General features: G+C 59.9%; 20 protein-coding genes. 12 read left to right on the top strand and 8 right to left on the bottom strand.

All coding sequences use genetic code 11. The annotated features are described in order from the left end of the window. Nucleotides 1-687: 687 nt before the first annotated feature. The 3 genes from LRS06_RS18685 (at nt 688) to LRS06_RS18675 (ending at nt 2680) form a co-directional block, all read left to right on the top strand. On the top strand, nt 688-1587 hold the full coding sequence (locus LRS06_RS18685; protein ID WP_257872891.1) for a PhzF family phenazine biosynthesis protein: 900 nt from the start codon (nt 688-690) through the stop codon (nt 1585-1587). Nucleotides 1588-1857: 270 nt separating this feature from the next. After that, complete coding sequence (locus tag LRS06_RS18680) at nt 1858-2490, top strand: Fpg/Nei family DNA glycosylase (protein ID WP_257872890.1); 633 nt, start codon at nt 1858-1860, stop codon at nt 2488-2490. Further along, nucleotides 2471-2680, top strand: a complete 210-nt coding sequence (locus tag LRS06_RS18675; protein WP_257872889.1) for a hypothetical protein — start codon at nt 2471-2473, stop codon at nt 2678-2680. The genes LRS06_RS18680 and LRS06_RS18675 overlap by 20 nt, the downstream gene beginning before the upstream one ends. Nucleotides 2681-2705: 25 nt before the next feature. Here LRS06_RS18675 and LRS06_RS18670 read toward each other — a convergent pair whose 3' ends face one another. After that, nucleotides 2706-4307: a glycosyltransferase family 39 protein gene (locus LRS06_RS18670; protein WP_257872888.1), complete on the bottom strand. Its 1602-nt coding sequence runs from the start codon at nt 4305-4307 to the stop codon at nt 2706-2708. 180 nt (nt 4308-4487) lie between these two features. Beyond that, on the bottom strand, nt 4488-5531 hold the full coding sequence (locus LRS06_RS18665) for an SDR family oxidoreductase (protein WP_257872887.1): 1044 nt from the start codon (nt 5529-5531) through the stop codon (nt 4488-4490). Nucleotides 5532-5702: 171 nt separating this feature from the next. Between LRS06_RS18665 and LRS06_RS18660 the strand changes: the two genes are divergently transcribed. Next, complete coding sequence (locus LRS06_RS18660) at nt 5703-6206, top strand: hypothetical protein (RefSeq protein ID WP_257872886.1); 504 nt, start codon at nt 5703-5705, stop codon at nt 6204-6206. Nucleotides 6207-6410: 204 nt separating this feature from the next. Here the strand turns inward: LRS06_RS18660 and LRS06_RS18655 are convergent, their stop codons facing one another. The 3 genes from LRS06_RS18655 to LRS06_RS18645 form a co-directional block, all read right to left on the bottom strand. Beyond that, nucleotides 6411-6998: a hypothetical protein gene (locus tag LRS06_RS18655; protein ID WP_257872885.1), complete on the bottom strand. Its 588-nt coding sequence runs from the start codon at nt 6996-6998 to the stop codon at nt 6411-6413. A 111-nt stretch (nt 6999-7109) separates the two neighbouring features. Next, nucleotides 7110-7655, bottom strand: coding sequence for a hypothetical protein (locus LRS06_RS18650; RefSeq protein WP_257872884.1), 546 nt, complete (start codon nt 7653-7655; stop codon nt 7110-7112). Between the two features lie 606 nt (nt 7656-8261). Then, complete coding sequence (locus LRS06_RS18645; protein WP_257872883.1) at nt 8262-9032, bottom strand: TSUP family transporter; 771 nt, start codon at nt 9030-9032, stop codon at nt 8262-8264. Nucleotides 9033-9246: 214 nt separating this feature from the next. On the opposite strand from LRS06_RS18645, the gene LRS06_RS18640 reads away from it, so the two are divergent. The 6 genes from LRS06_RS18640 (at nt 9247) to LRS06_RS18615 (ending at nt 17372) form a co-directional block, all read left to right on the top strand. After that, entirely contained in the window at nt 9247-10299 is a 1053-nt protein-coding gene (locus LRS06_RS18640) for an LLM class flavin-dependent oxidoreductase (RefSeq protein ID WP_257872882.1), read from the top strand. Nucleotides 10300-10572: 273 nt separating this feature from the next. Next, nucleotides 10573-13059, top strand: coding sequence for a TonB-dependent receptor (locus LRS06_RS18635; protein ID WP_257872881.1), 2487 nt, complete (start codon nt 10573-10575; stop codon nt 13057-13059). A gap of 103 nt (nt 13060-13162) precedes the next feature. Then, a complete protein-coding gene (locus LRS06_RS18630) occupies nt 13163-14461 on the top strand; it encodes a PepSY domain-containing protein (RefSeq protein ID WP_257872880.1) in 1299 nt (432 codons plus the stop codon). 102 nt (nt 14462-14563) lie between these two features. Next, nucleotides 14564-15625: a bile acid:sodium symporter family protein gene (locus tag LRS06_RS18625; RefSeq protein WP_257872879.1), complete on the top strand. Its 1062-nt coding sequence runs from the start codon at nt 14564-14566 to the stop codon at nt 15623-15625. Nucleotides 15626-15804: 179 nt separating this feature from the next. After that, nucleotides 15805-16263: an ankyrin repeat domain-containing protein gene (locus tag LRS06_RS18620; RefSeq protein ID WP_257872878.1), complete on the top strand. Its 459-nt coding sequence runs from the start codon at nt 15805-15807 to the stop codon at nt 16261-16263. Between the two features lie 191 nt (nt 16264-16454). Further along, complete coding sequence (locus LRS06_RS18615; protein ID WP_257872877.1) at nt 16455-17372, top strand: pirin family protein; 918 nt, start codon at nt 16455-16457, stop codon at nt 17370-17372. A 33-nt stretch (nt 17373-17405) separates the two neighbouring features. On the opposite strand, the gene LRS06_RS18610 is transcribed toward LRS06_RS18615, so the two are convergent. Continuing rightward, on the bottom strand, nt 17406-18977 hold the full coding sequence (locus tag LRS06_RS18610) for an ABC transporter permease/substrate-binding protein (RefSeq protein ID WP_257872876.1): 1572 nt from the start codon (nt 18975-18977) through the stop codon (nt 17406-17408). Beyond that, nucleotides 18974-19924 (bottom strand): ABC transporter ATP-binding protein, encoded by a 951-nt coding sequence (locus tag LRS06_RS18605; RefSeq protein ID WP_257872875.1) that lies wholly within the window; start codon nt 19922-19924, stop codon nt 18974-18976. The genes LRS06_RS18610 and LRS06_RS18605 overlap by 4 nt, the downstream gene beginning before the upstream one ends. A 162-nt stretch (nt 19925-20086) precedes the next feature. On the opposite strand from LRS06_RS18605, the gene LRS06_RS18600 reads away from it, so the two are divergent. Together LRS06_RS18600 and LRS06_RS18595 are read left to right on the top strand one after the other, a co-directional pair. Beyond that, nucleotides 20087-20920, top strand: coding sequence for a hypothetical protein (locus LRS06_RS18600; RefSeq protein ID WP_257872874.1), 834 nt, complete (start codon nt 20087-20089; stop codon nt 20918-20920). Nucleotides 20921-21186: 266 nt separating this feature from the next. Continuing rightward, complete coding sequence (locus LRS06_RS18595) at nt 21187-21426, top strand: hypothetical protein (RefSeq protein WP_257872873.1); 240 nt, start codon at nt 21187-21189, stop codon at nt 21424-21426. Nucleotides 21427-21573: 147 nt separating this feature from the next. Here LRS06_RS18595 and LRS06_RS18590 read toward each other — a convergent pair whose 3' ends face one another. Further along, a complete protein-coding gene (locus LRS06_RS18590) occupies nt 21574-24222 on the bottom strand; it encodes a glucosidase (protein WP_257872872.1) in 2649 nt (882 codons plus the stop codon). Nucleotides 24223-24658: the final 436 nt, after the last annotated feature.

The raw sequence follows: 24658 nt of genomic DNA, 5'->3' as shown, positions 1-24658 counted from the left end.
GCGTTTTGCGTGTGTGGGCCGGCTGACTTTGCGTAAACGAGCGTAGTTTTCGGACTATTTTAGTTCTTCTTCGGCACCAAAATACGCCTGAGTCATGCTGAGCGGAGCCGAAGCATCTCTACCGCTTCGTTGCAGTATCAACATTACTTATTCAACTGATTGCATGAAACCATACCCTGACCCTGAGCCTCGGACACACCCAGAATGGTGTCAAGGCCTTGGGCTTTTTTGCGTGGGGACTGGGTGCAACACAGGTAAAATACTTACCTATGAAGAGTTTTGCTTTCTGCCCGAAACAAAACTTATTAAGGTTGAAGCAGGACCATTATATGGTTTCTGGAGGCGGTACGGCGACATCTATGGAGAACCTAGAACTGTAAGAGAGTGGCTAGAGTCTATGGATTTACATATCGTAGAGCCGTTGACAGAGCAAGATGCCCGCGACTTGAACCTTTTCCTTGGGTACGACGAATTCTGGACTTGGGGCAGCGGTAAAATGGAATTCAACGATTCAACCAATAGAAAGAATACTCCTAGTAACGTGTTAGCAAATTGGTTCCGATGGCTCTTCACTCAAAGTACTGCCAAACAGTAGGAAGATACTAACCTGTAGAGATGCTTCGGCTGCGCTCAGCATGACATTCTAAGTGTCCCAGGCAGCTTTTGGCTTCGCTTAGCTTTCCCACTATGCCCACGCTTCCTTTTCTTTTGATTGATGCCTTCACCCCAACCGCGCTGGGGGGCAACCCCTGTGCCGTGGTGCTGGATACCGCGGGCCTGACTGACGCGCAGATGCAGGGTTTGGCGCGCGAGTTCAATCAGTCGGAAACGGCGTTTGTGGTTGGGTCGGCGGAAGCAGGGTTTGGGGTGCGGTTCTTCACGCCGGCCGAGGAAATTCCGCTGGCGGGTCATCCTACTATTGCTACGGTTACGGCGCTGCTGCACACGGGGCGGCTGCCGCTGCCTTCCACTGGCACTAGTCTTTCCCTGGCTTTGACCGAGGGCCCTGTTCGTATCGACGTGGTGGCACCTACGATGGAAAACCCGCAGCCGCAGGTGCTCATGACGCAACGGCGGCCGGTATTTGGGCAGGTGCATAACCCGGCCATCATAGCCCCATTATTCGGCCTTACTGTGGAAGATCTGGTGCCCGGCGCTCTTATCCAGACGGTGAGCACGGGTACCCCGCAGCTGATGCTGTTCGTGCGCAGCCACGACGCCCTTCGGCGCGCCGGGCCACCAGAGTCAGCTGCCTATGGCCGCTACCGTGCGGGTTCCGACTTTTTTAGTCCGCACGTGTTTTGCCTGGGTGGAGCTACGCCCGCGGGCCACACGTTTGCCCGCCACTTTGGTACGCCGCCTGACATCCTGGAAGACCCGGTTACGGGCTCAGCCACCGGGGGCATGGCCGCTTACCTCTGGCACTACGGGCACCTGGAGCAGCCGCACTTTGTGGCCGAGCAGGGCCATTGGCTTGGTCGGCCCGGGAAAGTAAACGTGCAAATCAGCGGCCCCCGCCACGCAATTGAGTCCGTGCAGATTGGCGGCAGTGGCGTTGTGGTAGTAGAAGGCCAGCTCACCGTTTAAGACTTGCTTATAGCGCTTTCTTGAACGATGTATCTGGTGTATAGAGACGCGTACTCGCGTCTTGCCATCTGCGTCGTCTATTATTCAACGACGAGACGCAAATATGCGTCTCTACACCGTTCATGAAACTGCTGCAATGGCGGTTCAACGGGCAAAACTGTGCAAGCTAGGCAACTTCTACGAGCAGGCAGGTGTTAATTATTGCTGAGCTAAGGCCAGAATTTTTCTTCCTGACTGCTCTGTCTTATCCCATCTATACCTGCCTGCTCTGTGCCCGAATTACCCGAAGTAGAAACCTACCGCCGCCTGCTGGATGAGTTGCTGGTGCAGCAGCGCATCGTAGCCGTGGAAGTGTTGGATGCCCACGTCTTGGCTGTGCCCGAAGAAGAGTTGCGACGCGCCGTGGTAGGCGCCACCGTGGCTGCTACGCACCGCTTGGGCAAAAACTGCTTTCTGGAACTCTCCACCGGCCAGGTGCTGGCCCTGCACTTTGGCATGACCGGGGACGTGGGCGCTTACCGCGACGAGCACGACCGGCCGCGCTTTACCCGCGTAGCGTTCCATCTGGCCGAAGGTCTGCGCGTGGCCTTTATTGACCCACGTAAGTTCGGGCGCATCCGCCTGGCCGATAGCGTGGCCGATTACCAGCGCGCCAAGAAGATAGGACCGGATGCGCTGGCCATTACCACCGAAGAGCTGCAGAAAGGCCTGGGCGAGAAGAAAACCCTTATTAAACCCGCCCTGCTCGACCAGCGCCTCACCGCCGGCCTGGGTAACTGGATTGTAGATGAGGTGTTGTTCCAGGCGCAAATTCATCCGGAGCGGATTGCCAATACACTTACGCCCAAAGAATTCAAAGCTCTGCACGCGGCTATCCAAGCTGGTGCTACTCACGGCCATTGAGCACGAGGCCGTTTACCGCCACTTTCCGGCTTCCTTTCTTATTCACGCCCGCGAGTGGGACGAGTCGGCCACGCCGGGGACGGAGGCTCACCGCTTCTGCCCCCGCCACCCCGGCATAGAAATCGGCAAGCACTACGTGGGCGGACGGGCTACCTACCACTGCCCAAGCTGCCAAAGCTTACCCGCCTGATAAGCCGCACGCACGGTTTTGCTCCTTATTCTATAATTCCTACCTCCCAGAATTCGTCGGAGTACAGAACTTCCTTACGGCCTTTAGGCCCGGGCTGGTACTCGTTTTTGCGGGACAGGTATCCGAATGCCTGGTTGTGGTTCAGGCCGTCATCATAGAACAGGTATTTTCCGAATGAATATACTTTGTACGTTCCCCCCGTTACCTCCATGCGGGCCGTATGCTGAAAATCGGCGGGCGGATACTGCAGGAAGAAAAGAGCGTACACATAAGCCAGGGGCATACGGTCCGTAATGCGCACCTGCTGAACCGGCAACGTGGCGGCGGCGGCAAAGGCATCCTTCAGGCCGGCGTTAAACTGACTGCGAATGTCTCCGCTGGCATACGTGGAGAAATAATACTGAATACCAAAAAAGCTTTCCAGCACAAACCATCCGGCCAGCACGCCCCGAATAGCCTGCCGGGAAACGGGAGCCCGAAGGCTGCTAATGATTTCGCCCAGTGCCCAACCTGCCAGCACAATACACGGCAGAAAGAAATGATTGAACCGGTTGACGTTCAGGTCGAACGCAAATGCCAGCCCCGTTGACGCCAAAAGCCAGGCCCAGAATATTCCCAGGACGGTATCGGAGGCAGAGTAGCCGCCGTTCCGGCGAAACCGGATCAGCCGGTAGCCTACTGCCAGGAAGCCAATGGCGACGGCCGGACCGATCAGTACAAACAGCAGGTTGAAGCCCGGCAGCAGGTTGTAGGCGGTGCCATCATTGAAGCCGGAGAAGGCAAAGCTCACGTTACGGTGCAGGGTATCGAGCCAGCTGGCAGAAGTAACCTGGCTGAGCCGGTCGGCAGGCAGCAGCGGCGTGGCAAAAAACAGGTGGTCGGTCCAGGGCACGTTGCGCTTCAGCAGGTAGTTTTCGCCGAAAAACAGCAGAAAAGGAAAGACTGCCACCAAAAATAGCCCCAGGGCCAGCAGCCACGCGCCCCAGCGCTGGCGGATTTGGCGGGCAAACAGCAGCCCTAGTAACCCCAGCAATACCGGTAGGACAAGCACCGTTGTGCCATAGGCATACAAGGCAGCCGCAAACGGCAGCAGGGCGGGCAGAATCCAGCGGCGCCGGGCCGTGAGCAGGGCCTTGGCTACCAACGCGCAGCCTGCCAGCATACAGAAAGGCACCAGATTACTTTCCAGTGCCCAGCGCGACAACATGAAATGCCAGGGCACCACGGCCACTACAAACACGCTGAGCAGTGCCCCGTACCGGGGCAAGGAGCGCAGGGTGGCGTAGAGCAAAGGCAGCGTGAGAATCCCCAGACTAAGGGGAATCAGCCGGGCCGAGAAAATCGACAGGCCCAACAGCTTCACTACCGGAATCGATAGATAAGCCAACAGCACATTCTGGCCGCTGCCCCAGGCAGGAAAGTAGGCGGGCCAGGCATTTCCCCACTTGTCTTTACCCGTGAGGGCCAGGGCATAGGCTTCATACGCGCTGCCGGCCTCATCTTGGTTGAACCCCGGCGGGATTTTAGGATACTGAATGATTCGGACAGCTAAGCCAATACCTAGAATGACGGCTACGACCAGATACTCTAAGAACCGGTCATTTTTAAGCCATTGTTTCCAATTCATACGCACCAGGATAGCACCCATCAAGAAGAATGGGCCCCAAACCTAGCTACAATTGTATAGATATTTACCTCGTTATGCCCATATCCCGGCTTCCAGCAGCTTACGGCCGTCACTGCTTGAGCCAAGATTTCTGGGTACCAGCCGTAGACCAATTATCCGTTAAAGGGCAACTGAACTGATTTAATGAGTTGGCCTAGGGTCAATTTCGTTGTTGCGGCGGGCGGCTTGCTGGGTGAGGCCGGTTAGCCAAGAGCGCGTCAGTTCGGTTTCAGAATCGGAGCCGCGGCGCCGCTCGTTGCCTACCACGTCGGTGGGACTAGGCAGGGTGCGGTTAACCCAGCTGAGCAGGTCGGCGGTGGTGCCGGGCAGCAGGCCGTGGAACGCAGAAAGCAGCTTGGCCGGCAGGCTGAGAATAACTTCGGCATCGCCGCGGCGGCAGGCATTCCAGATTTCGCGGCCGGCCCGGTCGGCATCCATGGAGAGGGCGGGCATGGAATCGGCGAGGCTAAACCAGGCGTACTCCCGCTCGTGCTGGCCCTTCACAATGGCGTGTCCCTGGCTACCCGTGCGCAGCAGGCCCGGGCACACGGTGGTGACCTTCACGCCGTACTGCAGCAGCTCGGCCCGGAAGCTTTCCGACAAGCCAACCAGCGCGAACTTGCTGGCGCAGTAGGGCGCCAGGTGCGGCACGGCCACCTTGCCGCCCACCGAGGCTATATTCACGATGCGACCTTCGCCGCGACGGCGCATATTGGGCAATACTGCCTGCATGGTATGGAATGGGGCCCAGAAATGCACCTGCATCGACTCCTCGTAGTCGCGCTCATCCATGTGCTCCAGTGGCCCGGCTGTGATGATGCCGGCATTGTTAATGAGCACGTCGATGGGGCCGAGCTGGTTCTGGACTTCGGCTACCAGGGTGCGTACGTCCTCGGGGCTGGTGAGGTCGCGCACCAGCGTCATGACCCTAGTACCGCCAGCCGCCAGCTCCAGGCGCGCGCGCTCCAGCTCGTCGGCGTCGCGGGCGCAGATGGCTACGTTGGCCCCCTCGGCTACGGCCTGCCGGGCCAGGATAAGGCCCAGTCCGCGCGAGCCGCCCGTGATGAGCACCACGCGACCCCGCAAGTCGTAGGAGCCGCGCCGGTTGTTCCAGACAGTGGCGGCCGTTACCAGAGCGCCCACGCCCAGGGCCGTAAACCAATTGTTTCGGGTTTCTCGCTTCATATAGGGTTGTATGGAATGGACCCGGAAAGGTTGCGCCTGAGCCTGCAGATTTCCCGCTCCTCCGGCACGTTTCCGACTGCCGGTGGCGTTATAGCGCCGCCACTTTCCGTAATTGGCATCATATTTACAGGCCCAGCCGCGGCCGCTTCTACCAGCCGTCTTTTCTCTGCTATGAACAAATCCTGTCTGCTCGCCCTGGCTTTTCTGGCGGCTCCTTCCCTGAGCATGGCGCAAAGCGCCACCGTAAAAACGAAAACCAAAACGGCCACCGGCACTACCACCAAGGCCAAAACCACCGTGGAGGCCGCGCCAGCCCCCGCCCCTCGCCCGGCCCCCACGCCCCCGGCCGATAAGGTGGAAGCCCGCGCCAACGCCCTCACCGAAAACATGCAGAATGCGCTGGGCCTGAATCCGCAGCAGGTGGAGAAAGTGCGCCAGATCAACCTTACCAGCGTGCGGGCCGTGGAAACCGCCCGCCTGCAGTACCGCCAGGATGTGCGCAAAGTATCCGCCATTGTGGATGCGGTGGGCCGCTCCCGCCTCTCGTCCCTCAAAGACGTGCTGTCGCCCCAGCAGTTCGACCGGTACCAGCGCAAGCGGGAAGAGAAAATGGGCGTACCCAGCTCCCAGGGCATCCAAGGCAACCCCGCCCCCGGCCTGCCGGGTGGGGAGTAGGTAGCGGTTTGTAGGACCGGCGCGAGCTTGTAGCTCGTGCCTTGCTTATTTGGGAGGCTGCGTCTCCGCTGTCAGAACGATGCGGAGGGCTAGCCGCTGGTGCGGCAGTGGAGTTAGAACCTCTACCCTATAGTATGTCACGAGTTACGCTACGCTAAACTCGCGCAAGACAGGAATATAATCTACCCTAGGATTACGCATGCATCACATTGCACAATCTTTTGGCGTAGATTTATAATCATTTAAATTATCAAGCTCCGATTTAATAATTTCTTTCCATTTTATTTGTTTATTTTCTATAGCACCATGATCTGTTTCTTCATCATATAGAGAGTGAAGAGCCCTTCTTTCTTGAAAAATACAATCTATTTGCGAATTTAACTCCAGACTATACTTTGTATTTATTTTATAATAATCATCGGCACATTTCCTTATTTTTCTCCCCACCAACTCCTCTATATCAAAATGAAGTTGCTCATGAGCTAGCACTTCATTATTTATTCTAGAATCGGTTTTGCTTATTTCAAACCATGATTTTGACTTTATAAAATACACTCTTACATCACAAAAGTCATTACCATCTTTTTTAGACCTACGGATAACTGTGATACTACACTTACTCCAAGCTTGTGCTTTAAACACATATTCTGGCACAGGAGGATACAATGATTGAAAATCATTTACAGTTAATATAACATTCTCTTGCCAGCATATTTTATCATTATCCACCATATAGGTGGGGGACACTGACAATAAATATACAAGTCCATATATCAGTAGTATGCTTTTCATATCTCTCCAAGTTATTTAACCTCTTCTACATGCACACGGCGCACCCACTCAGGCTGCAAAGTAAGCCCGCAAAAGCCGGCCCGCCCCAACGGAGCGGGCCAACCCCGCTAGCTACTTCGGCTGCTCCGGGCTGCTGCTTTTCCCGCCGGTATCCACCAGTTTGCGGGCTTGCTGGTAGCCGTTGTAGAGGGGGCGGTTGAGCAGCTTAAAGGCTTTCATGTCGGCATCCAGCTGGCGCACCTCGTCCATCAGGTCGTCTACCAGGTCTTCGAGGGCAGCCCCGGCCACTACCCGCTCGTTGATGGTCTGGCGGGTGGCGGGCTGGGCCTGCTGGAAGGCCGTGAGGGCGTCGCGCAGGGGCTTAAGGGTGGCGGGCTTGAGGCCCTGCTTGCTCAGCTCGGCGGCTACGTCGGTGCGGGCGGCGCTGGTGAGTACCGAGTTTACCACCGCCACGAAGGCCAGGGGCCGGAGCTTGCGCAGCTGCTTGCTGCTGAGCGTGATGGAAGCCAGCAAATCGTGGTCCTGCAAACGGGTGGCAATGCGGCTCATGGGTCCCAGCAGGGCCGGCAGCAGCTCCAGCAGCTCTTTCTTGCGGGCTTTGGCATCGGCCGTGAGGTTGTTGGTGCGCCGGGCCGTGCCGCCCCGGGCCCCGGCCACCTAGGCATAGCGGGTAGTTACTTCGGTGGCCTGGGCGGCGGCCATTTCGCTCACGGCCAGGTTGGCGGCGTGCTCGGTCACGTAGGCGGCTACGTGCTTACACATAGCTAACTGGTCTTCTCTGGGCTTATCCATACACGTATATACTAACCGCGGAACCGCTCCGCGCAGCGTGGCAACCCCTTGCTTGCCAGCCCCAAAGTATCAGGATTCCAACCGAATAGCAACCCTCCCCGACCAATCGAAAACACCTCCCGACCTTTCACAAACACGTCCCGACTAAAGCAAAACACTCTCCGACCAATCGAAAACACCCTCCGACTAAAGCGAAACACCTCCTGACCAATCAGCAACACGTCCTGACTAATTGAAAACACCTCCCGACTAACGCGAAACACGTCCCGACTGAAACGAAATGCCTCCCGAGTAATCGAAAACACCTCCTGACCGAAACGAAACAGGTTCCGATGGAAGCGTATTCAAGGAAGCAGGTTGATGTAGGGCGCGGGGCTTGTCCCCGCCCGTCGTTGAACGACTCCGGCATCCATCGTTCAACGACGGGCGGGGACAAGCCCCGCGCCCTACCGCAGTCGGTCACTCCGCCCGCTACCCGCCAAACACCTGCATGCTCAGCTTGATGATGAAGGCGCTGACCACCACCAGAAACAGGGTGCGCACGAAGCCCGTACCGTGGCGCAAGGCCAGGTGGGCCCCCAGCATCGAGCCCAGAATGTTGCTCACGGCCATAGGCAGGGCCACGGCCCACAGAATCTGGCCGGTGTAGGCGAAGTAGGCCAGCGCCGCCAGGTTGGTGGCTACGTTCACCAGCTTGGCCGAGGCTGAGGACATAATGAAGTCGTAGCCGAACAGGCCCACGAAGGCAAACAGCAGAAACGAGCCCGTGCCCGGCCCGAAAAACCCGTCGTAGAACCCAATGACCAACCCCACCAACGCCCCGTACAGTGGCTCGCGTCCAGCCGACAGCCGGGGAGCGTGCAGGGAACCGAAATCCTTGCGCCAGAAAGTGTAGAGGGCAATAACCACCAGTAGCCCCAGCACCAGCGGCGGCAGCAGCGCCTGGGGCAGCATGCTCACCACCCGCGCCCCCAGAAACGAAAACACCCCCGCTACCCCGGCTGCCGTACCCACGGCCCGCCACCGCAGGGGCACCTGCCCCGCGTAGCGCCGCAGCGCCGCCGCCGTGCCCATCAGGGAAGACACCTTACCAGTGCCAAGGATGGTGGGCACGGGCGTGCCTTTCAGTAGCAGCAGCATAGCCGGCAGCTGAATCAGCCCGCCCCCGCCCACAATGGCATCTACCAGGCCGGCCAGAAAAGCGGCCCCGCACAAAAGGGCCAGCGTAAGCGTCGTAATCATATCGGCGGCGAAGGTAAAAAGCGAAAACCTAGTTCCCCTCCTTTTTGAAGGAGGGAGGCCGCAGGCCGGGGTGGTTGGCTAGAGCTAGTTGTCATTCAACGAATTTTACCACCCCGCCCTCCGGGCACCCCTCCTTCAAATAAGGAGGGGAAGTACAACTTCCAGCGCTGGTACCGGGCTAAACTTCCGGAGGATGGGCGCGGTTGTAGCAGCTATGAATCCTGACTTTCCGACTTCCACTTCTCCCCTGCGCCTGAGCGTGCTCGACCAGTCGCCGGTGCCGCTGGGGCGCACCCCGCGCGAGGCCCTGCAGCATACCATTGAGCTGGCACAACTGGCTGATAAACTGGGCTACACCCGCTTTTGGGTATCGGAGCACCATAACACCAACACGCTGGCCGGCTCGGCCCCCGAGGTGCTGCTGGCCCGCCTCGGCGCCGAAACCAAGCGCATCCGCCTGGGCTCGGGCGGGGTGATGCTGCCCCACTACGCTGCCCTCAAAGTGGCCGAGAACTTCCGTCTGCTCGAAACGCTCTACCCCGGCCGCATTGACCTGGGCATCGGGCGCGCCCCCGGCACCGACCGTATTACGGCCCACGCCCTTAACCCCCACAACCAGTTCCGCGACGAAGACTTTGCCGAGCAGCTGATGGACCTGCGGGCCTACCTGCGCGACGACATGGTGGCCGACACCATCCACGCCAAGGTGAAAGCCGCGCCCTTCACGGATACCGTGCCCGAAATGTGGCTGCTGAGCTCTAGTGGGCAAAGCGGCCTGTTTGCGGCGCACGTGGGCGCGGCGTTTTCGTTTGCCCACTTCATCAACCCCAACGGCGGCCCCAAAATGGTGCAGGTATATAAGGAGCGGTTCCGCCCCTCGCCGGAACTGGCCGCGCCCCAAGCCAACGTAGCCACCTTCGTAGTCTGCGCCGACACCGAAAGCCACGCCCGCGCCCTGGCCGATAATCTGGCCCTGCAGATGCTAAAGCTGGAAACCGGCCAGTTCACGCCCATCGGCCCGCTGGAAACGATGAACATAGCTTCGTTTTCGCCCGATCTGCAGTCCCGTCTGGCGTATCATCACACCCGCATTGTGAGCGGCACGCCCGATAAGGTGAAAGCGGAGCTTACCGCGCTGGCCGCCAGCTACGGCGTCGACGAAGTAGTGGCCGTGTCCATCATGCACGATTACGACGACCGGCTCCGCTCCTACCAGCTCCTGGCCGAAGCCTTTGCCCTGAACCCGGTGCAGCAAATGCTGGCCTAGCTTGTGTCATTATTGCCCTTACCCACCAGAAGCCGCCTGATAGGCGGCTTCTGTTTTTATGAATAGAGCTGAATCTCAGTTCACAATCTACTTGCCTCCAGACTTATTTAAAATAGTTCCAGATTCTATTTTGAATATATCTAAATAGCCCCGAGCTTTGCATTGTTTTGAAAGAGTCCAAATAAACTCTCCTGCTCCTGAGCTATGAACCGACCGTTTCCTCTTCTGCTGCTGGCGTCCCTTTCGATAGGTAATCTGGCTCACGCCTTACCAATGGCTGTACTGCCGGAGACGGCGCACCTCGATAAGCGGACGGGCAGCGAAGGCGACGAAACGGCCCAGCGCGGTCGGGTAGCCGGGCGGGTAACGGCTGCGGATGGCAAACCGCTGGAGGGCGTAACCGTGGCGCTGAAAGGCACCACCTACGGTGCTACTTCCGACGCGCAGGGTAACTTTCGCTTCTCGGCTCCTGCCGGATCGTATCAACTCGTTTTCAGCAACATCGGCTATGGCACCCAGGAGCAGGCCGTGCAGATTACCGCCGGCCAGGTGCTGACGGTGCCCGCCGTGGCCCTGCCCGTAACCGACCAGCAGTTGGCCGGTGTGACGGTAACCAGCGCCCGCAGCCAGAACGATAAGCCGACCAACGTAGGCAAGATGCCCATTCGGCCCATGGATTTGCCCCAGGCCGTGGTAACGGTAAGCCAGCAGACGCTGGAACAGCAGCAGGTGCTGCGCCTGAGCGACGCCATCGTGAACGTGTCGGGTATTTACGTGACCAGCACTACCGGCGGCACGCAGGAAGAGTTGGGCAGCCGCGGCTTTGCCTACGGCTCCAACAATACCTTTAAGAATGGGGTGCGCTTCAACAACGGCATCATGCCCGAAGCCAGCTCCCTGGAAAGCCTGGAAGTACTGAAAGGCAGCGCGGCCATTCTTTACGGCAACGTGGCGGCCGGCGGTGTGCTGAATCTGGTGACGAAGAAACCGAAGTTTGAGCGCGGCGGCTCCCTGGGCCTGCGCGTGGGCTCGTTTGGCTTTTGGAAGCCGATGGTGGACGTGTACGGCGCCGTAGGCCAGAGCGACAAAGTAGCTTACCGCCTGAATACCACGTATGAGCGCGGCAACAGCTACCGCGACGAAGTGAAGTCGGAGCGCGTGTACTTCAACCCTTCCCTGCTGTTCAAGCTCACGCCTAAAACCACCCTAGTGCTGGAAGGCGACTACCTCAACGACAGCCGCACCCCGGACTTTGGCATTGGAGCTATTAATTACGAGATTCAGGAGTCGCGCACACGCTTTTTGAACGTGCCAGGCGCCAACAACGCGACCAACCAAACTACCGCCACCGCCACGCTCAGCAGCCAGCTCACAGATGTATGGCAAGTGCGGGCCGTTGGGGGCTTTCAGCGCTACGACAATGAGCTGCGCAGCGCTAGTCGGCCGGTAGGCAGCGGTACGCCTGGCGCCACCTACGGCAACATTACCCGGGGTTTGCAACGCACCGAAACCACCGAAAACTACTACCTGGCGCAGCTGGACCTAACGGGTAACTTCCGCACCGGTTTCCTGGGCCATACGCTGCTCATGGGCGCCGATGCCGATCAGTACCAGACCGAAACGCTGGCCTATGGTAACCCCGCCTTGCCTTCTGACCCCAAAAAGGCTATTACTGCGTATGACATCATCAACATACTGGACCCCAACAAAGAAATTGCGCAGCCTGCGGCACGACTCACGGACTTCAATGATTTGGTACGCAACCAGCTGACACTGGGTAACACCCGCCGGGCCGGTTTCTACGTGCAGGATCTGATCAGTATTTCGGAGAAGCTAAAGGTACTGGCGGGCCTGCGCTGGAGCTACCAGGAAACGCCTAGCGACATTTACTACTACTCAACAGTAGCTAACAATGATGCTAAAACGGCCGGAACACTCAAACAGAACCGGCGTTTTGACAACGCCTTCTCGCCCCGCCTGGGAATTGTGTACCAGCCTATTAAGTCGACAGCTGTTTTTGCTTCCTACTCGAACTCCTTCACGCCGCAGAGCAACACGGCTACGGACCTCAACGGCCAGCCTTTGCCTCCGTCCATTATTGACCAGTATGAGGTGGGAGTTAAAAATGATCTGTTCAATGGCGCACTCTCAGCCAACGTAACGGCTTACCACATCGTCAACAGCAACCAAGTGCAGAGCGTGCTACTGAACGATCCGCGCATCGAAACGGCTGTCAACAAGATAAACCCGCAGGAGTTAGCCGGTGAAGTGACCAGTAAAGGCATAGAGGTAGACGTGCAGAGCAAGCCTTATCTGGGCTGGTCGGTGGTGGCTGGCTACAGCTACAACAATACAGCTTATACCAACAGTAATATCTACAAAAACGGTAGCCGCCTACGCTATAACCCTGCTCATACGGCCAACCTGAGCTTGTTCTATACGCTGAATAGCAGCGCGCTGAAAGGCCTAACCGCTGGCGTAACGGCCTACTACGTGGGCGACAAGCTGGCGGGCCGCAACCCTCGGGAGGTTCAGCCAAACGGCCAACCCTGGCCTACCGGTTCGGATGTCAACAAGTTCATTGCCATTCCTAATTACACGCTCTTCGATGCCTCGCTGGGCTACACCTACGAGCGGGTTTCGCTGCGCGTGAAGATGGCCAACCTTCTCGATGAGCTGAGCTACAACCTGCACGACGACAACAGCGTGAACCCCATTGCTCCGCGCAACTTCTCGGCTACGCTGAGCTACAAGCTGTAAATCAACCCCTGAGTGAAAGGGTAAGAAACCCGGAAGAACGGCCGCTGCAACTGGTCGCCTTCCGGGTTTTCTGCCGCCCGCCAACTGTTTCTTTTCTGCTTCGATGAAAATTTTCTTCCGCAACATTCACCTCTACCTAAGCCTGGTTTCGGGGCTGGTTATTGCCGTGGTATGCCTTACGGGCGCCGTGCTGGTCTTCGAGAAGGACCTGGAGCAAGCCTGGCACCCGGAGCGCTACTTCGTCGCGGCCCCGGCGCAGGCAGTAACTCCGCTCCCGCTGGCCCGCCTCATGGACGCCGTGCGCACCTATAAGGCTGATGCTAAAATCACGGGCGTGAAAACGTACGCCGACCCCGCCCGCACCGTGGAGTTCAGCCTGGCCGGCACGCCCGGCGGCCCGGGCGGCGGCGAGCAGAAAGGAGAAGGCGCCCGCCCGGCGGAGGCCGCGCGCCGGGAAAATGCCGGGCCGGCCGGCCAATCGAAAGAGGGCCGAGGCGGCAAAGGTGAGCGGGGCGGCAAAGGCGGAGAAAAAGGTGGTGGCGGCGAAGGTGGCCGCGGCCCGGTGGTATTTGTGAACCCCTACACGGCCGCCGTAACGGGTGAGCTGAACTACCGCGAAACCATTTTCTTTACCATGATGGCCCTGCACCGCGGCATGGTGGGCGGCGAAATCGGGAAGCTCATTGTGGGCATCAGCACAGTTATGTTTCTGTTCATTATCGGGACGGGGCTGGTGCTGTGGTGGCCGGCTACGCGCAAGGCCCTCAAGCAGCGCCTGCGCGTGAAGTGGAGCAGTGGCTGGAAGCGCCTCAACCACGATTTGCACATCGTGCTGGGTTTCTACGCGGCCCTGTTCCTGTTCGTGTTTGCCTTTACGGGGCTGGCCTGGTCGTTTGAGTGGTTCAACAAGGGCATTTACGCCGTTACCAACTCGCCTATGCAGCGCCCCGAGCCGCCGGTTTCGGTAGCACCGCCTGCCGCCCAGGGCGTGCCGACTGCGCCAGTTGTTCTTTCGGCTGATGCTGCCCTGGCCCGCGCCCGGTCCCTGGCGCCCACGGCAGTTTCCTACGCCCTACAGCTACCCAAAGACTCTACTGGCAGCATTCGGGTGGCCACACTGCGCCCCGATGCCACCTACGAAAACGCCACCGATGAAGTGTACCTCGACCAGTATAGCGGCCAGGTACTGCGCCAGCAAACCTACGAGCAGCGCAACCTGGGCCAGCGCGTGCGGGGTATGTTCAAGCCGGTACACACGGGCTCCATCTTTGGGTGGCCTTCCAAAATCATCAGTCTGGTAGTGTGCGTGCTGGGCTTCACGTTTCCCATCACGGGCACCATTATGTGGCTGAACCGCCTGCGCAAGCAGCGCCGCAAAGAGCGGAAGCTGGTGGCGGCGTAGGGCGCGCCCTTTCTGCCTGGCAGCAACCTCTACCCTGCCTGGTATCGTACTTTTGAAAGCGCCGGGCGGCCAAAGCCCGGCGCTTTTCTTTTGCCATTTGCTATGCCCGAGCCCACTACTTCCGCTTCTGCCGCCGCCCCTGTCCGTGCCGTAAACAGCCTGGTGGCCCTTCTGCGCCGCGCCGGCCTGCTCGACTGGTTTCTGCTGGGGCTGATTGGAGTGGTAGTATTGGCGTACTTTATTCCCGAAGCCGGCAGCAAAAGCAGCCCGATTCCCTGGTTTATCATCACCAAGGGCGGCGTGGCGCTGATTTTCTTTTTCTACGGCCTGCGGCTCAGCCTCGACAAGCTGAAAGCGGGCCTGCGCAACTGGCGGCTGCACGTGGTGGTGCAAGTTATTACGTTTCTGGTGTTTCCGCTGCTGGCCCTGGCGGTGCGTCCGCTGTTCGAGGGGGCGAAAGGACCTCAGCTCTGGCAAAGCATCTTTTTTCTTTGTACGCTGCCCAGCACGGTTTCTACCTCGGTGGTAATGGTCAGCATTGCCCGGGGCAACCTGCCGGCGGCTATTTTCAATGCCAGCATCAGCAGCTTGCTGGGTATTGTGCTCACCCCGCTCTGGACCAGCTTTTTCCTGCACACCGCCGCCGACGGTGGCCACCTCTGGGGCATGGCCCTCAGCCTCACGTGGCAGGTAATTTTGCCCGTAGTGGCCGGGGTGTTGCTCAACCGCCGCTTCGGGGCCTTTGCCGAGCAGCATAAAAGCACCCTGCGCCTCTCCGACCAGGTGGTGATTCTGCTCATCGTTTTCACGGCCTTCTGCGAGTCGTTTGCCGAGGGCATTTTCCGCAGCTACGGGGCCCGGGATATTGTGCTGCTGGGTATGGGCATGGTGGCGCTGTATCTACTTATTTTCGGGGTAGTGTGGGGCCTGAGTTGGCTGTTGGGCTTCTCGCGCGAGGACCGGATTACGGCCCTGTTCTGCGGTTCCAAGAAGTCGTTGGTGCATGGCAGCGTCATGGCCAGCCTGCTGTTTCCGGCCGCGGCCGGCACGGGCCTGATCCTGCTGCCGCTCATGCTCTACCACGCCCTCCAGATCATTCTGGCCAGCATGATGGCCCAGCGCATGGGACGGCTGCCTTTGACCGGCCGGGCTGAGTTGCAGTAGCCTGGGCGGCGTCTGGTTATAATGCCATTTGACTTTAGAGCAGGCACTCGTCCGGCCTTCATTAATCAGCTCCATAACAGCGGGCCAAACAATCTTATTTCTACGTCGGAAGTGCAGTCTGCAAGCTGCTTCTGCGTATTTTTGAGGCTTGTTTCACCCTGATTTATTGATTTCCCGGCATGAGAAAAGTCTTTCTTCTTTTCGCCTTATTTCTGGGCCTTTCTACGCTTACCCAGGCGCAGTCCCATTTCAAAGAATTGTTCACGGCCGTTATCAAAAACAAGGCAGCCGATGCGGATGCCCTGCTAACCGCCGGCGCCGATGCCAACGCCCCCGTGGAGATGATGCCGGGCTTCCCCACCACCTTCCTCATCATGGCCGCCGGCAGCGGCCACCTGGAGGTGGTGAAAACGCTGGTCAAGCACAAAGCCCAGGTTGATAAGCCGGATTCCTTTCAGGCTACGGCGCTAATGGCCGCCGCGTCCAATGGTAGCCTGGAGGTAGTAACGTTTCTGCTAGCCAATGGTGCCAACCCCAAGGCTAAAGACAAAGACGGCAAGGACGTGCTGGCCAGCGCTAAGGAAGGTGGCAACGCCCAGGTTATTGCCCTTATCGAGCAGAAGCTGAAAGCCAGCTAAACCCTGTCTCCACCCCTGACACGGCCGCCAGGGCGGGGCTCCGCTGCCCGGCCCTGGCTTTTTTGTGCCCGGTGCCTGCCGTAGTATCCCGCTAAAAAATGTTACTTCAACTTTCTTTCCCGCCATTGCCTGCATGCCTGCGCAGGGCAGCCAGGGAGACCAAGTGTTAATCTTACTTCTGCCGTTTTCTTATGCTGGACTTAGTGATTGATGCGCGCCCGGCTGCTTTAAGCGCCGGCTTCGAAGTCCGGCGCATCCTCCCCTACCGGCTGCGGCGGATGCTGGGGCCGTTTATTTTCATGGACCACGCCGGGCCGGTGCACCTGGCGCCCGAGCAGCTGCCAAACTTGGATGTGCTGCCGCATCCGCACATTGGCCTGAGCACGGTGAGCTACCTCTTCGGGGGGCAGGTGACGCACCGCGACAGTCTGGGCGTGGAGCAGATCATCCGGCCGGGCGAAGTGAACTGGATGACGGCGGGCAGCGGTATCTCCCACTCCGAGCGGTTCGAAGACCCGGCAGCCCTGGCCGGGGGCGCCCTGGAAATGATTCAGACCTGGGTGGCTTTGCCCGAGGCCGATGAGGAAAGTGCCCCGTCCTTCGCCAACTACCAGCCCCAGGAGCTGCCCATCTTTACAGATAGCAAGGTGTGGATGCGGCTGATTGCCGGCGACGCCTTCGGCCTGCGCAACCAGGTGCGCACGCATTCCCCCTTGTTTTATCTGCACGTAGTGCTGCAGCCGGGGGCGCGGTTTGGCCTGCCCCGCGGCTACCCCGAGCGGGGAGCCTACGTGGCCAAAGGCAGCCTTGAGGTGAATGGCCGCACTTACACCGCCGGGCAGCTGCTGGTATTCACGCCAGGCATCGACCCGGTGCTGGTGGCCCCCGAAGCCTGCACGCTCATGCTGCTGGGCGGTGAGCCGCTGGGGGAGCGGTTTATCTGGTGGAACTTCGTTTCTTCCCGGCGCGAGCGTATCGAGCAAGCCAAAGCCGACTGGCAAGCCGGCCGCATTGCCCTGCCTCCCAACGACAACGCCACGTTTGTGCCCTTGCCCCAGGACCGCACCCGCCCGGCTGGCTCCACCCCGCCCCCGCAGCCGCTTTCCTGAGGTGGTTGGTGAAAGGACGGGCCTGGCCAGTATTTAGCGGCTCAGGTACCGGTCCAGCTCCGACAACGACCCAATACCCAGTTCCCGTGCCTGCCGCTGGCGCATCAGCAGGGCATACGTGTTGTTGAACCCCAGCGGCGGCAGCCACTCCAGCTTGTAGCGCCGCCGAAACTCCTGCTGCACGTAGTCAAACACGGCGGCCGGCTGTCCGTTCAGGGAGTCGAGCGTAGCCGGTGAGGGCTGCAGCAGCACCTGCAGGCCAGTGCCGGTGTATTCGGGGTACATATCGATGGCACCGCTGCGCAGGGCTTCAAAGCAGATGGTGGTGCCGCCCAGCCCGGTTTTGGTTTCAACCCCCAGGTCTGTGGCCCCGCGAATAAGGGCCGCGTACATTTCCACGAGAATGTACTGTTCGGCAAAAATCTTGGAACCCAGCCGAACCACGGCTGCCTCCGGCACGGCGGGACGAGGCGCCCGCCACAAACCCCGCTGGCGCAGAAAGGCTTCGGCTACGGCCCGAGGCTCCTGGTGCAGGTAATCTACCCGGTAGTTGAGCTCCGTCATGGCGGAGTCGGTAAGGAGGCCGGTGAGCTGAGCCAGGACGGGCCGCAGCTCGGGGTGCGCCTGCAACAGAGCCGGGCGCACCACCGGCGCAGCGTAGTACGGGGGAAACACGCGCTTGTCGTCACGCAATACCTGCAACCCGTAGGCCCGGATGCGGCCATCGGTGGAGTATCCGTCGATAACGTCCACATCGGCATTTCGGGCCGCTTCGTAAACCAGGGCCGGGGCCAGCACTAAGCTCGGCAGCCGCCGCAAACCATAGGCGTGGCGCAGGCCCGGCAGCCCATCGGCCCGGCCCACAAACTCGGGGCTGAAACCAGCCTGAAGCTTGCCTGAGGCCCAGGGCAGCAGGTAGAGGCCGCCCAGCAGCGGCAGCAGCACCAGCAGCACTTTGCCAACGCTTACCAAACGCCGTGACCCCAAGCGCTGCAGGCCGGCCAGCGCGGCATCAAACGCCAGTGCCAGCGCGGCGGCAGGCAGGGCGCCGGCCATAATCATGACGGGGTTGTTGAGGGCAATGCCGCCGAAGATGAACTCGCCCAGACCGCCGGCAGCCACGTAAGCCGCCAGCGTGGCCACGCCCACCCCGATAACGGCCGCCGTGCGGATGCCGGCAAACAGCACCGGCAAAGCCAAGGGCAGCTCCACCCTGCCCAGCACCTGCCAATCGGTAAAGCCCAGGCCCCGGGCGGCCTCTACCACCGCCGGACTTACGCCCTGTATGCCGGTGACCGTGTTGCGAATGATGGGCAGCAGGGAGTACAGCAGCAGCGCCAGAATAGCCGGCTTCGGCCCGATGCCGAGCCAGGGAATCAGGAAGCCAAGCAGGGCAATGCTGGGCACCGTTTGCAGGATGCCGGCCAGCCCCAGCACCACCGGGGCCCAGCGCGGCCGCCGCGTCAGCCAGAGGCCCAACGGCACGCCCAGCACTACGGCCAGCAGCAAAGCGGCAGCCGTGAGGCCGATGTGCTGCAGCGTCTGCTCGCCCAGCTTACCGGCCTGAGTTTGCCAGAAAGTCAGTAGTTCCGAGAGGGTTTTCATACGGGCTCGGCTTGCAGGGCTTGTTCGAAGGCGTGCATCAGGGCGCCCACGCCGGCCGACGACGGCGGCCGTTTCGGTCCGCTCGTGAGCTGCTCCAGCGCGTCGTGCACCGAGAGCTTGGCGGACAACTCCCGCAGCTGGCTTTCGGCGGGCAGAAACGGCTGCACATCGGCCAGGGTGAGGGTGCGGAGCTGCAGCGGCAGCCGCTCGGCGGCGAAAAACCGGCGCACGAAATCGTTGGCGGGCTGGAACAGCAGCTCCCGGGGCGTACCCAGCTGCTGCACCCGGCCGGCATCGAGCAGCAGAATCCGGTCGGCCAGCTCGAAGGCTTCCGTCACATCGTGGGTGACGAGCACCATGGTTTTGTCGCGCAGCTCCTCCAATTCCCGGAAGTCGCGGCGAATCTGGGTGCGGGTTACGGGGTCGAGGGCGCCGAATGGCTCATCAAGCAAGATGATGGGTGGGTCAGCCGCCAGGGCGCGGGCCAGCCCCACGCGCTGCTGTTGCCCGCCCGACAGCTCGTGCGGAAAGCGGGCGGCGTACTGCTCGGGGGGCAGGTGCAGGCGGCGGAGCAGGGCGGCGGTACGGGCTTCGATGGCGGCCGGGGCGTGGCCGAGCAGGCGCGGCACCACGGCCACGTTGTCGGCCACCGAGTAGTGCGGCAGCAAACCCACCTGCTGAATTACGTAGCCGATGCCCCGCCGCAGCTCTTCCGGCTGCTGCCGGCGTACGTCATGGCCGTTGATTTCCACCGTGCCGGCATCGGGCTCTACCAGGCGGTTGAGCAGGCGCAGCAGGGTGGTTTTACCGCAGCCGCTGGGGCCCAGCAGCACGAGTGTTTCGCCGGGATGCAACGCGAAGGATACATCCTGCACCACGGCGTGCGAGCCGTAGCGTTTGGTGAGGCCCGTGGCACGGATAATGGGAGCAGAAACAGAATGAGCCATAGCAGTGGCGGCAAGGTACACCGGCGCGGTTGGTCTTGCGCTATTGCGGCCGCAGGGCAGCTTCTCACCCGGTTATGTGATGGAAGCGTGGGCGGCTTTTTCGCAACTTGCGGCGCTGTTCTCTTCTACTACCTCGCTATAAAACATTGTATTGGGCTGCTTTTGGCAGCTTTAGCCGCCGCCCCGGCGCTGGCCCAAACTGCCGCGCCCAGTCCCTGCGACCAGCAGCTAGTTGGCTACGCCACTCCCCTGCCAGCCAAGCCCGTCTGGACGTACACGCGCACGTTGCCCGCCGGCTGCCGCGTGTATTACTTCGGGGCGGAGCACTACCAGGATGCCGCGCACGCGCAGTTCGCCCGGATCAGGCGGGCCTTTGCCGAGACGAAACCCACCGTCGTGCTATTCGAAGGCTCCAACCGCGGCACAGATTCCACCGAAACGGCCACCATCAGCCGGCTCGGCGAATCGGGGTACGTGCGCTTTCTGGCCAAGCAGCAGAATATTACGGTGGAGTCACTCGAAAACCCGGTGGCCGAGTACAACTTTCTCAAAACCCGGTTCGACCTGGAGCAGCTCAAGCTGTTTTACCTGCTGCGCGAAGCCCAGCGCCTGCGCACCCGCACCAAGGCCTCGCCCGAGCAGATTACCAAAGCTATGGAAGCCTTGCTGGCCAAAAGCGCCCAGATACTGCCCGGCTCCGACCAGGTTATTCGGACGGTGCCGGAGCTGGCGGCGGCCTACCGCAAGTACTGGCCCGATGGCGGCAACTGGTGGGAAGCACCCGCCGCCTGGTTCGATCCGGCGGCTTCTTCGGCTAGCACCGGCGGCAAGTTCACCAACGACATCAACCGCGCTTCCAGCGAATTTCGTAACCAATACATGTACCGCCTCATTGCCGACAAAGCCCGCGCCGGACAGCGGGTGTTTGCCGTGGTAGGCCGCAACCACGTGCCGGCTCAGGCCCCTGCCCTCGACTGCGCCCTCTCCGCGAACTAGTTTTCCTGAGCCAGTGCCCTGTTGGGGAATCAGGCGGCCCCTGGTTTTTGTGCGAAGAGCTGAGTGGCCAGAAACCTTTCTGGAGCCTCTGGAGCCAGATTTTACACCAATTAATTCGCGTAGAGCACGGCGTTGCAGATCAGCAAATTGCTTTCTAATGTCCCCGCTACATCCAACTTCATCTATTCTTAACCTATAAAATATGCGTATCCGGAACTATCCACCAGACCTTTGGCTTTTGCAGCCAAACATTTACATACATCTATATGCTTGACGTGCAGTTGGCTAATGCGGGGTTTTACCGAATAGCCTGGCCTAATGCTGATGAAAAGCCGGGCACTACCTACGTGCGGGCCGGCTCCCGCGAAGTAGTGCGGGTATTTGTCACCCCGTGCGCCTCCGAAGTAGAAGTTTACGCCGGGGGCCTCAAGAACGGGCAGCTCGTGTTTCGCGGCTCTCCCGAGTTGGCCGCTAGTCTCCGCTACCTGGCAGAGCACCAGAATTAACCCAGCCGGTATGTAGCTACTCCTACTCTGCCCGGGCTGAACTAACGGCCCATTTTACCCCACAAAAAGCCCAGCAGCTCGCGCCGCCGGGCTTTTTTGTAGCATTGAGCAGACTGTAGCAGGCACTTATATGCTGCAATTGCCTGCCTACTCATACGTCCGCAGTTGCAGGAGGCGCACGATAAGGCCGGTCCAGCCGGTTTGGTGGTTGGCGCCGAGACCGTGGCCATCGTCGCCGTGGAAGTACTCGTGGAAAAGCAGATAGTCCTTGAAATTGGGGTCCGTCTGCAGGAGCTCATCCTGGCCGAAAGCGGGGCGGCGGCCATTTTTGTCCTTCAGTAGCAGATTGGTAAGCCGCCCGGCCAGTTCCGTGGCTACTTCCTGCAGGTTGATATAGTTGCCCGAGCCCGTGGGGTACTCTACCTTGAACTTGTTGTCGTAGTAGAAGAAATACTTCTGCAACGACTCAATAATCAAGTAGTTGATAGGAAACCAGATGGGGCCGCGCCAGTTGCTGTTGCCGCCGAACATGCTGCTCTCGGCCTCGCCCGGCACGTACTGCACCGTAAAGTCGGCCTCGGGGGTGTTGAACACGTAAGGGTGCTCCAGGTGATGGCGCGATAGAGCCCGGATGCCATAGTCGGCCAGGAACTCGGTTTCGTCGAGCATGCGGGCCAGCAGGCGCTTGAGGCGGGAGCGGCGCAACAGCCCCAGCAGGTGGCGGGCTCCCTTGCCAGGCTCCTGCCAGCGGCTCACCAGCTGGGCCAGGTGTGGCCGGTTGTCGATAAGCCAGCGGGCCCGCGCTGTAAACTCCGGCATGGCGTTCAGCAGCTCCTCGTCAATCACCTCCACCGCAAAAAGTGGAATCAGGCCCACAATGGAGCGTACTTTCAGGCGGGTGCGCACGCCGTCGGGGGTGTGCAGCACGTCGTAGTAGAAGCCGTCTTCCTCGTCCCAGAGGTTGAAGCGCCCGTCGCCGCCGCGGGTCATGGCATCGGCAATGTAGAGGAAGTGCTCGAAGAACTTGCCAGCCATTTCCTGGTAAACGGGGTTGGTTTTGGCCAGCTCCAGGGCCATGCGCATCATGTTCAGCGCAAACATGGCCATCCAGCTGGTACCGTCGCTCTGCTCGATCTTGCCGCCGGTGGGCAAGGGGGCCGAGCGGTCGAACACGCCAATGTTGTCGAGCCCCAGGAAGCCGCCCTCGAAGATGTTGCGCTCGTCGCGGTCCTTGCGGTTTACCCACCAGGTAAAGTTCAGGGCCAGCTTATGAAACACCGATTCCAGAAAGGCCCGGTCGCCCCGGCCATCGTTCAGCTTGCGGTCCATCTGATACACGCGCCAGGTGGCCCAGGCGTGTACCGGGGGGTTCACGTCGTTCAGGTTCCACTCGTAGGCCGGCAGCTGCCCGCTGGGGTGCATGTAGCGGTCCTGCACCAGCAGGCGCAGCTGGTTTTTGGCAAACTCCGCGTCTACCATAGCCAGCGGCACGCAATGGAAGGCCAGGTCCCAGGCCGCGTACCAGGGATATTCCCACTTGTCAGGCATGGAAATGATGTCGGCGTTGTAGAGGTGGCGCCAGTTGCTGTTGCGCCCCCGCCGCCGGTGGTCACCCGACACATTCTCCCCGGCCGGGTCGCCATCGAGCCACTTGCTTACGTCATAGTAGTAGTACTGCTTGCTCCAGAGCATACCCGCAAAGGCCTGACGCTGCACGTTGCGGGCATCGGGGCCGGCCTGGGCGGGCAGGGCTTCCTGCAGGCACTCGTAGAACTCGTTGGCTTCCTGCTCGCGCGTCCAAAACAGGTGGTCGAACCCATCGAAGGGCGCATCCTGCCAGGGCTGACTCAGGCGCAGGCGCACGGTGCGGGCCTCGCCCGAACCCACACTCAGCACATACTGAGCGGCAGCTTTAGTGCCTTCCTGGGCCGGGTTCACGGCGTCTTCGTCGCCCTCCACCACAAAGTCGTTGATGCCGTCCTTGAAGTAGCGGCCCGCGCCCTCGTCGGGCTGGCCGTGGATACGGGCGCCGTTGGTGTCGTTTTCGCAGAACAGTAGTCGGGGCGTGTTTTCGCAGTAGAGGTGATAGTGGCCCAACAGCGGGTGCTCGGCGTGCACCGCGCCCGGCTGCGACTGGTGCATATGCGGACGCGGGGCACCGTATTCCCAGCTCCAGGTGTTGCGAAACCACAGCTGCGGCAGCACCTGTACGGTGGCGCGCTTGGGCCCGCGGTTGTGCACCGTTATCTTAATGAGAAGGTCTTCGGGACCGGCTTTGGCGTAATCCACGAACACGTCGAAGTAGCGGCTCTTGTCGAACACGCCGGTATCCAGCAGCTCATACTCCGGCTCCTGGCGGGTACGGCGGGCGTTGGCCTCCACCAGCTTCCGGTACGGGAATTTCCGCTGCGGATACTTGTAGAGCATCTTCATGTAGGAATGCGTGGGCGTGCTGTCGAGGTAGTAGTACAGCTCCTTCACGTCCTCGCCATGGTTGCCCTCCCCGTTGGTGAGGCCAAACAGGCGCTCCTTCAACTGGCCATCTACCCCGTTCCAGAGCGCCACCGAGAAGCACAGCAGCTGCTGGTCGTCGGAAATGCCGCCCAGGCCTTCCTCACCCCAGCGGTAGGCTTTGCTGCGGGCCAAGTCGTGGGGCACGTAGGTCCAGGCATTGCCGTCGGGGCTGTAGTCTTCGCGCACGGTGCCCCACTGACGCTCCGTGAGGTAGGGCCCGAATTTCTTCCAGGGAATCAGGTGTTCGGTGGTATCCTGTAAGCGTAGTTGTTCCTGCGTCATAAGCGTAGCGCTAACTTCAAGCGCCAAGGTACGCGGGAACAGGGCAGGGGTTTAGATGATGCTGTATTACCCTATTAGCTTAATCCAAGACCAAGTTTATCTTTAACCTATCCAAGGCTCTTATCCAACTTCATAAAAGCTTTATATTATCTGATTTCGAACATACTCCTTATCAAACCGGGTTACACACATTGATTGCTGAACGTATAAAGTATATCAATACAGCATCGATATTGACTAAATACCCATTACTAGAAACTTATGCAGCTCGATTTGGGCGCCTTGTGTGGATATGTCCTCCCGAAGTTTTGACCAATCCGTGTAGCAATGGAAGAGGCTCCGGCTTTCGCGTGTGTGAGTTGGACAATAATGACAGCCGATTCCACACTGAAAAAGGGCAAATGAAGCTTAGAGGTTAAATAGCCGGCCGCCGTCA

The organism is Hymenobacter sp. J193, assembly GCF_024700075.1.
Lineage (GTDB): Bacteria > Bacteroidota > Bacteroidia > Cytophagales > Hymenobacteraceae > Hymenobacter.
The sequence above is the reverse complement of the archived record's forward strand: the minus strand, read 5'-3'. Positions and strand labels throughout refer to the sequence as shown.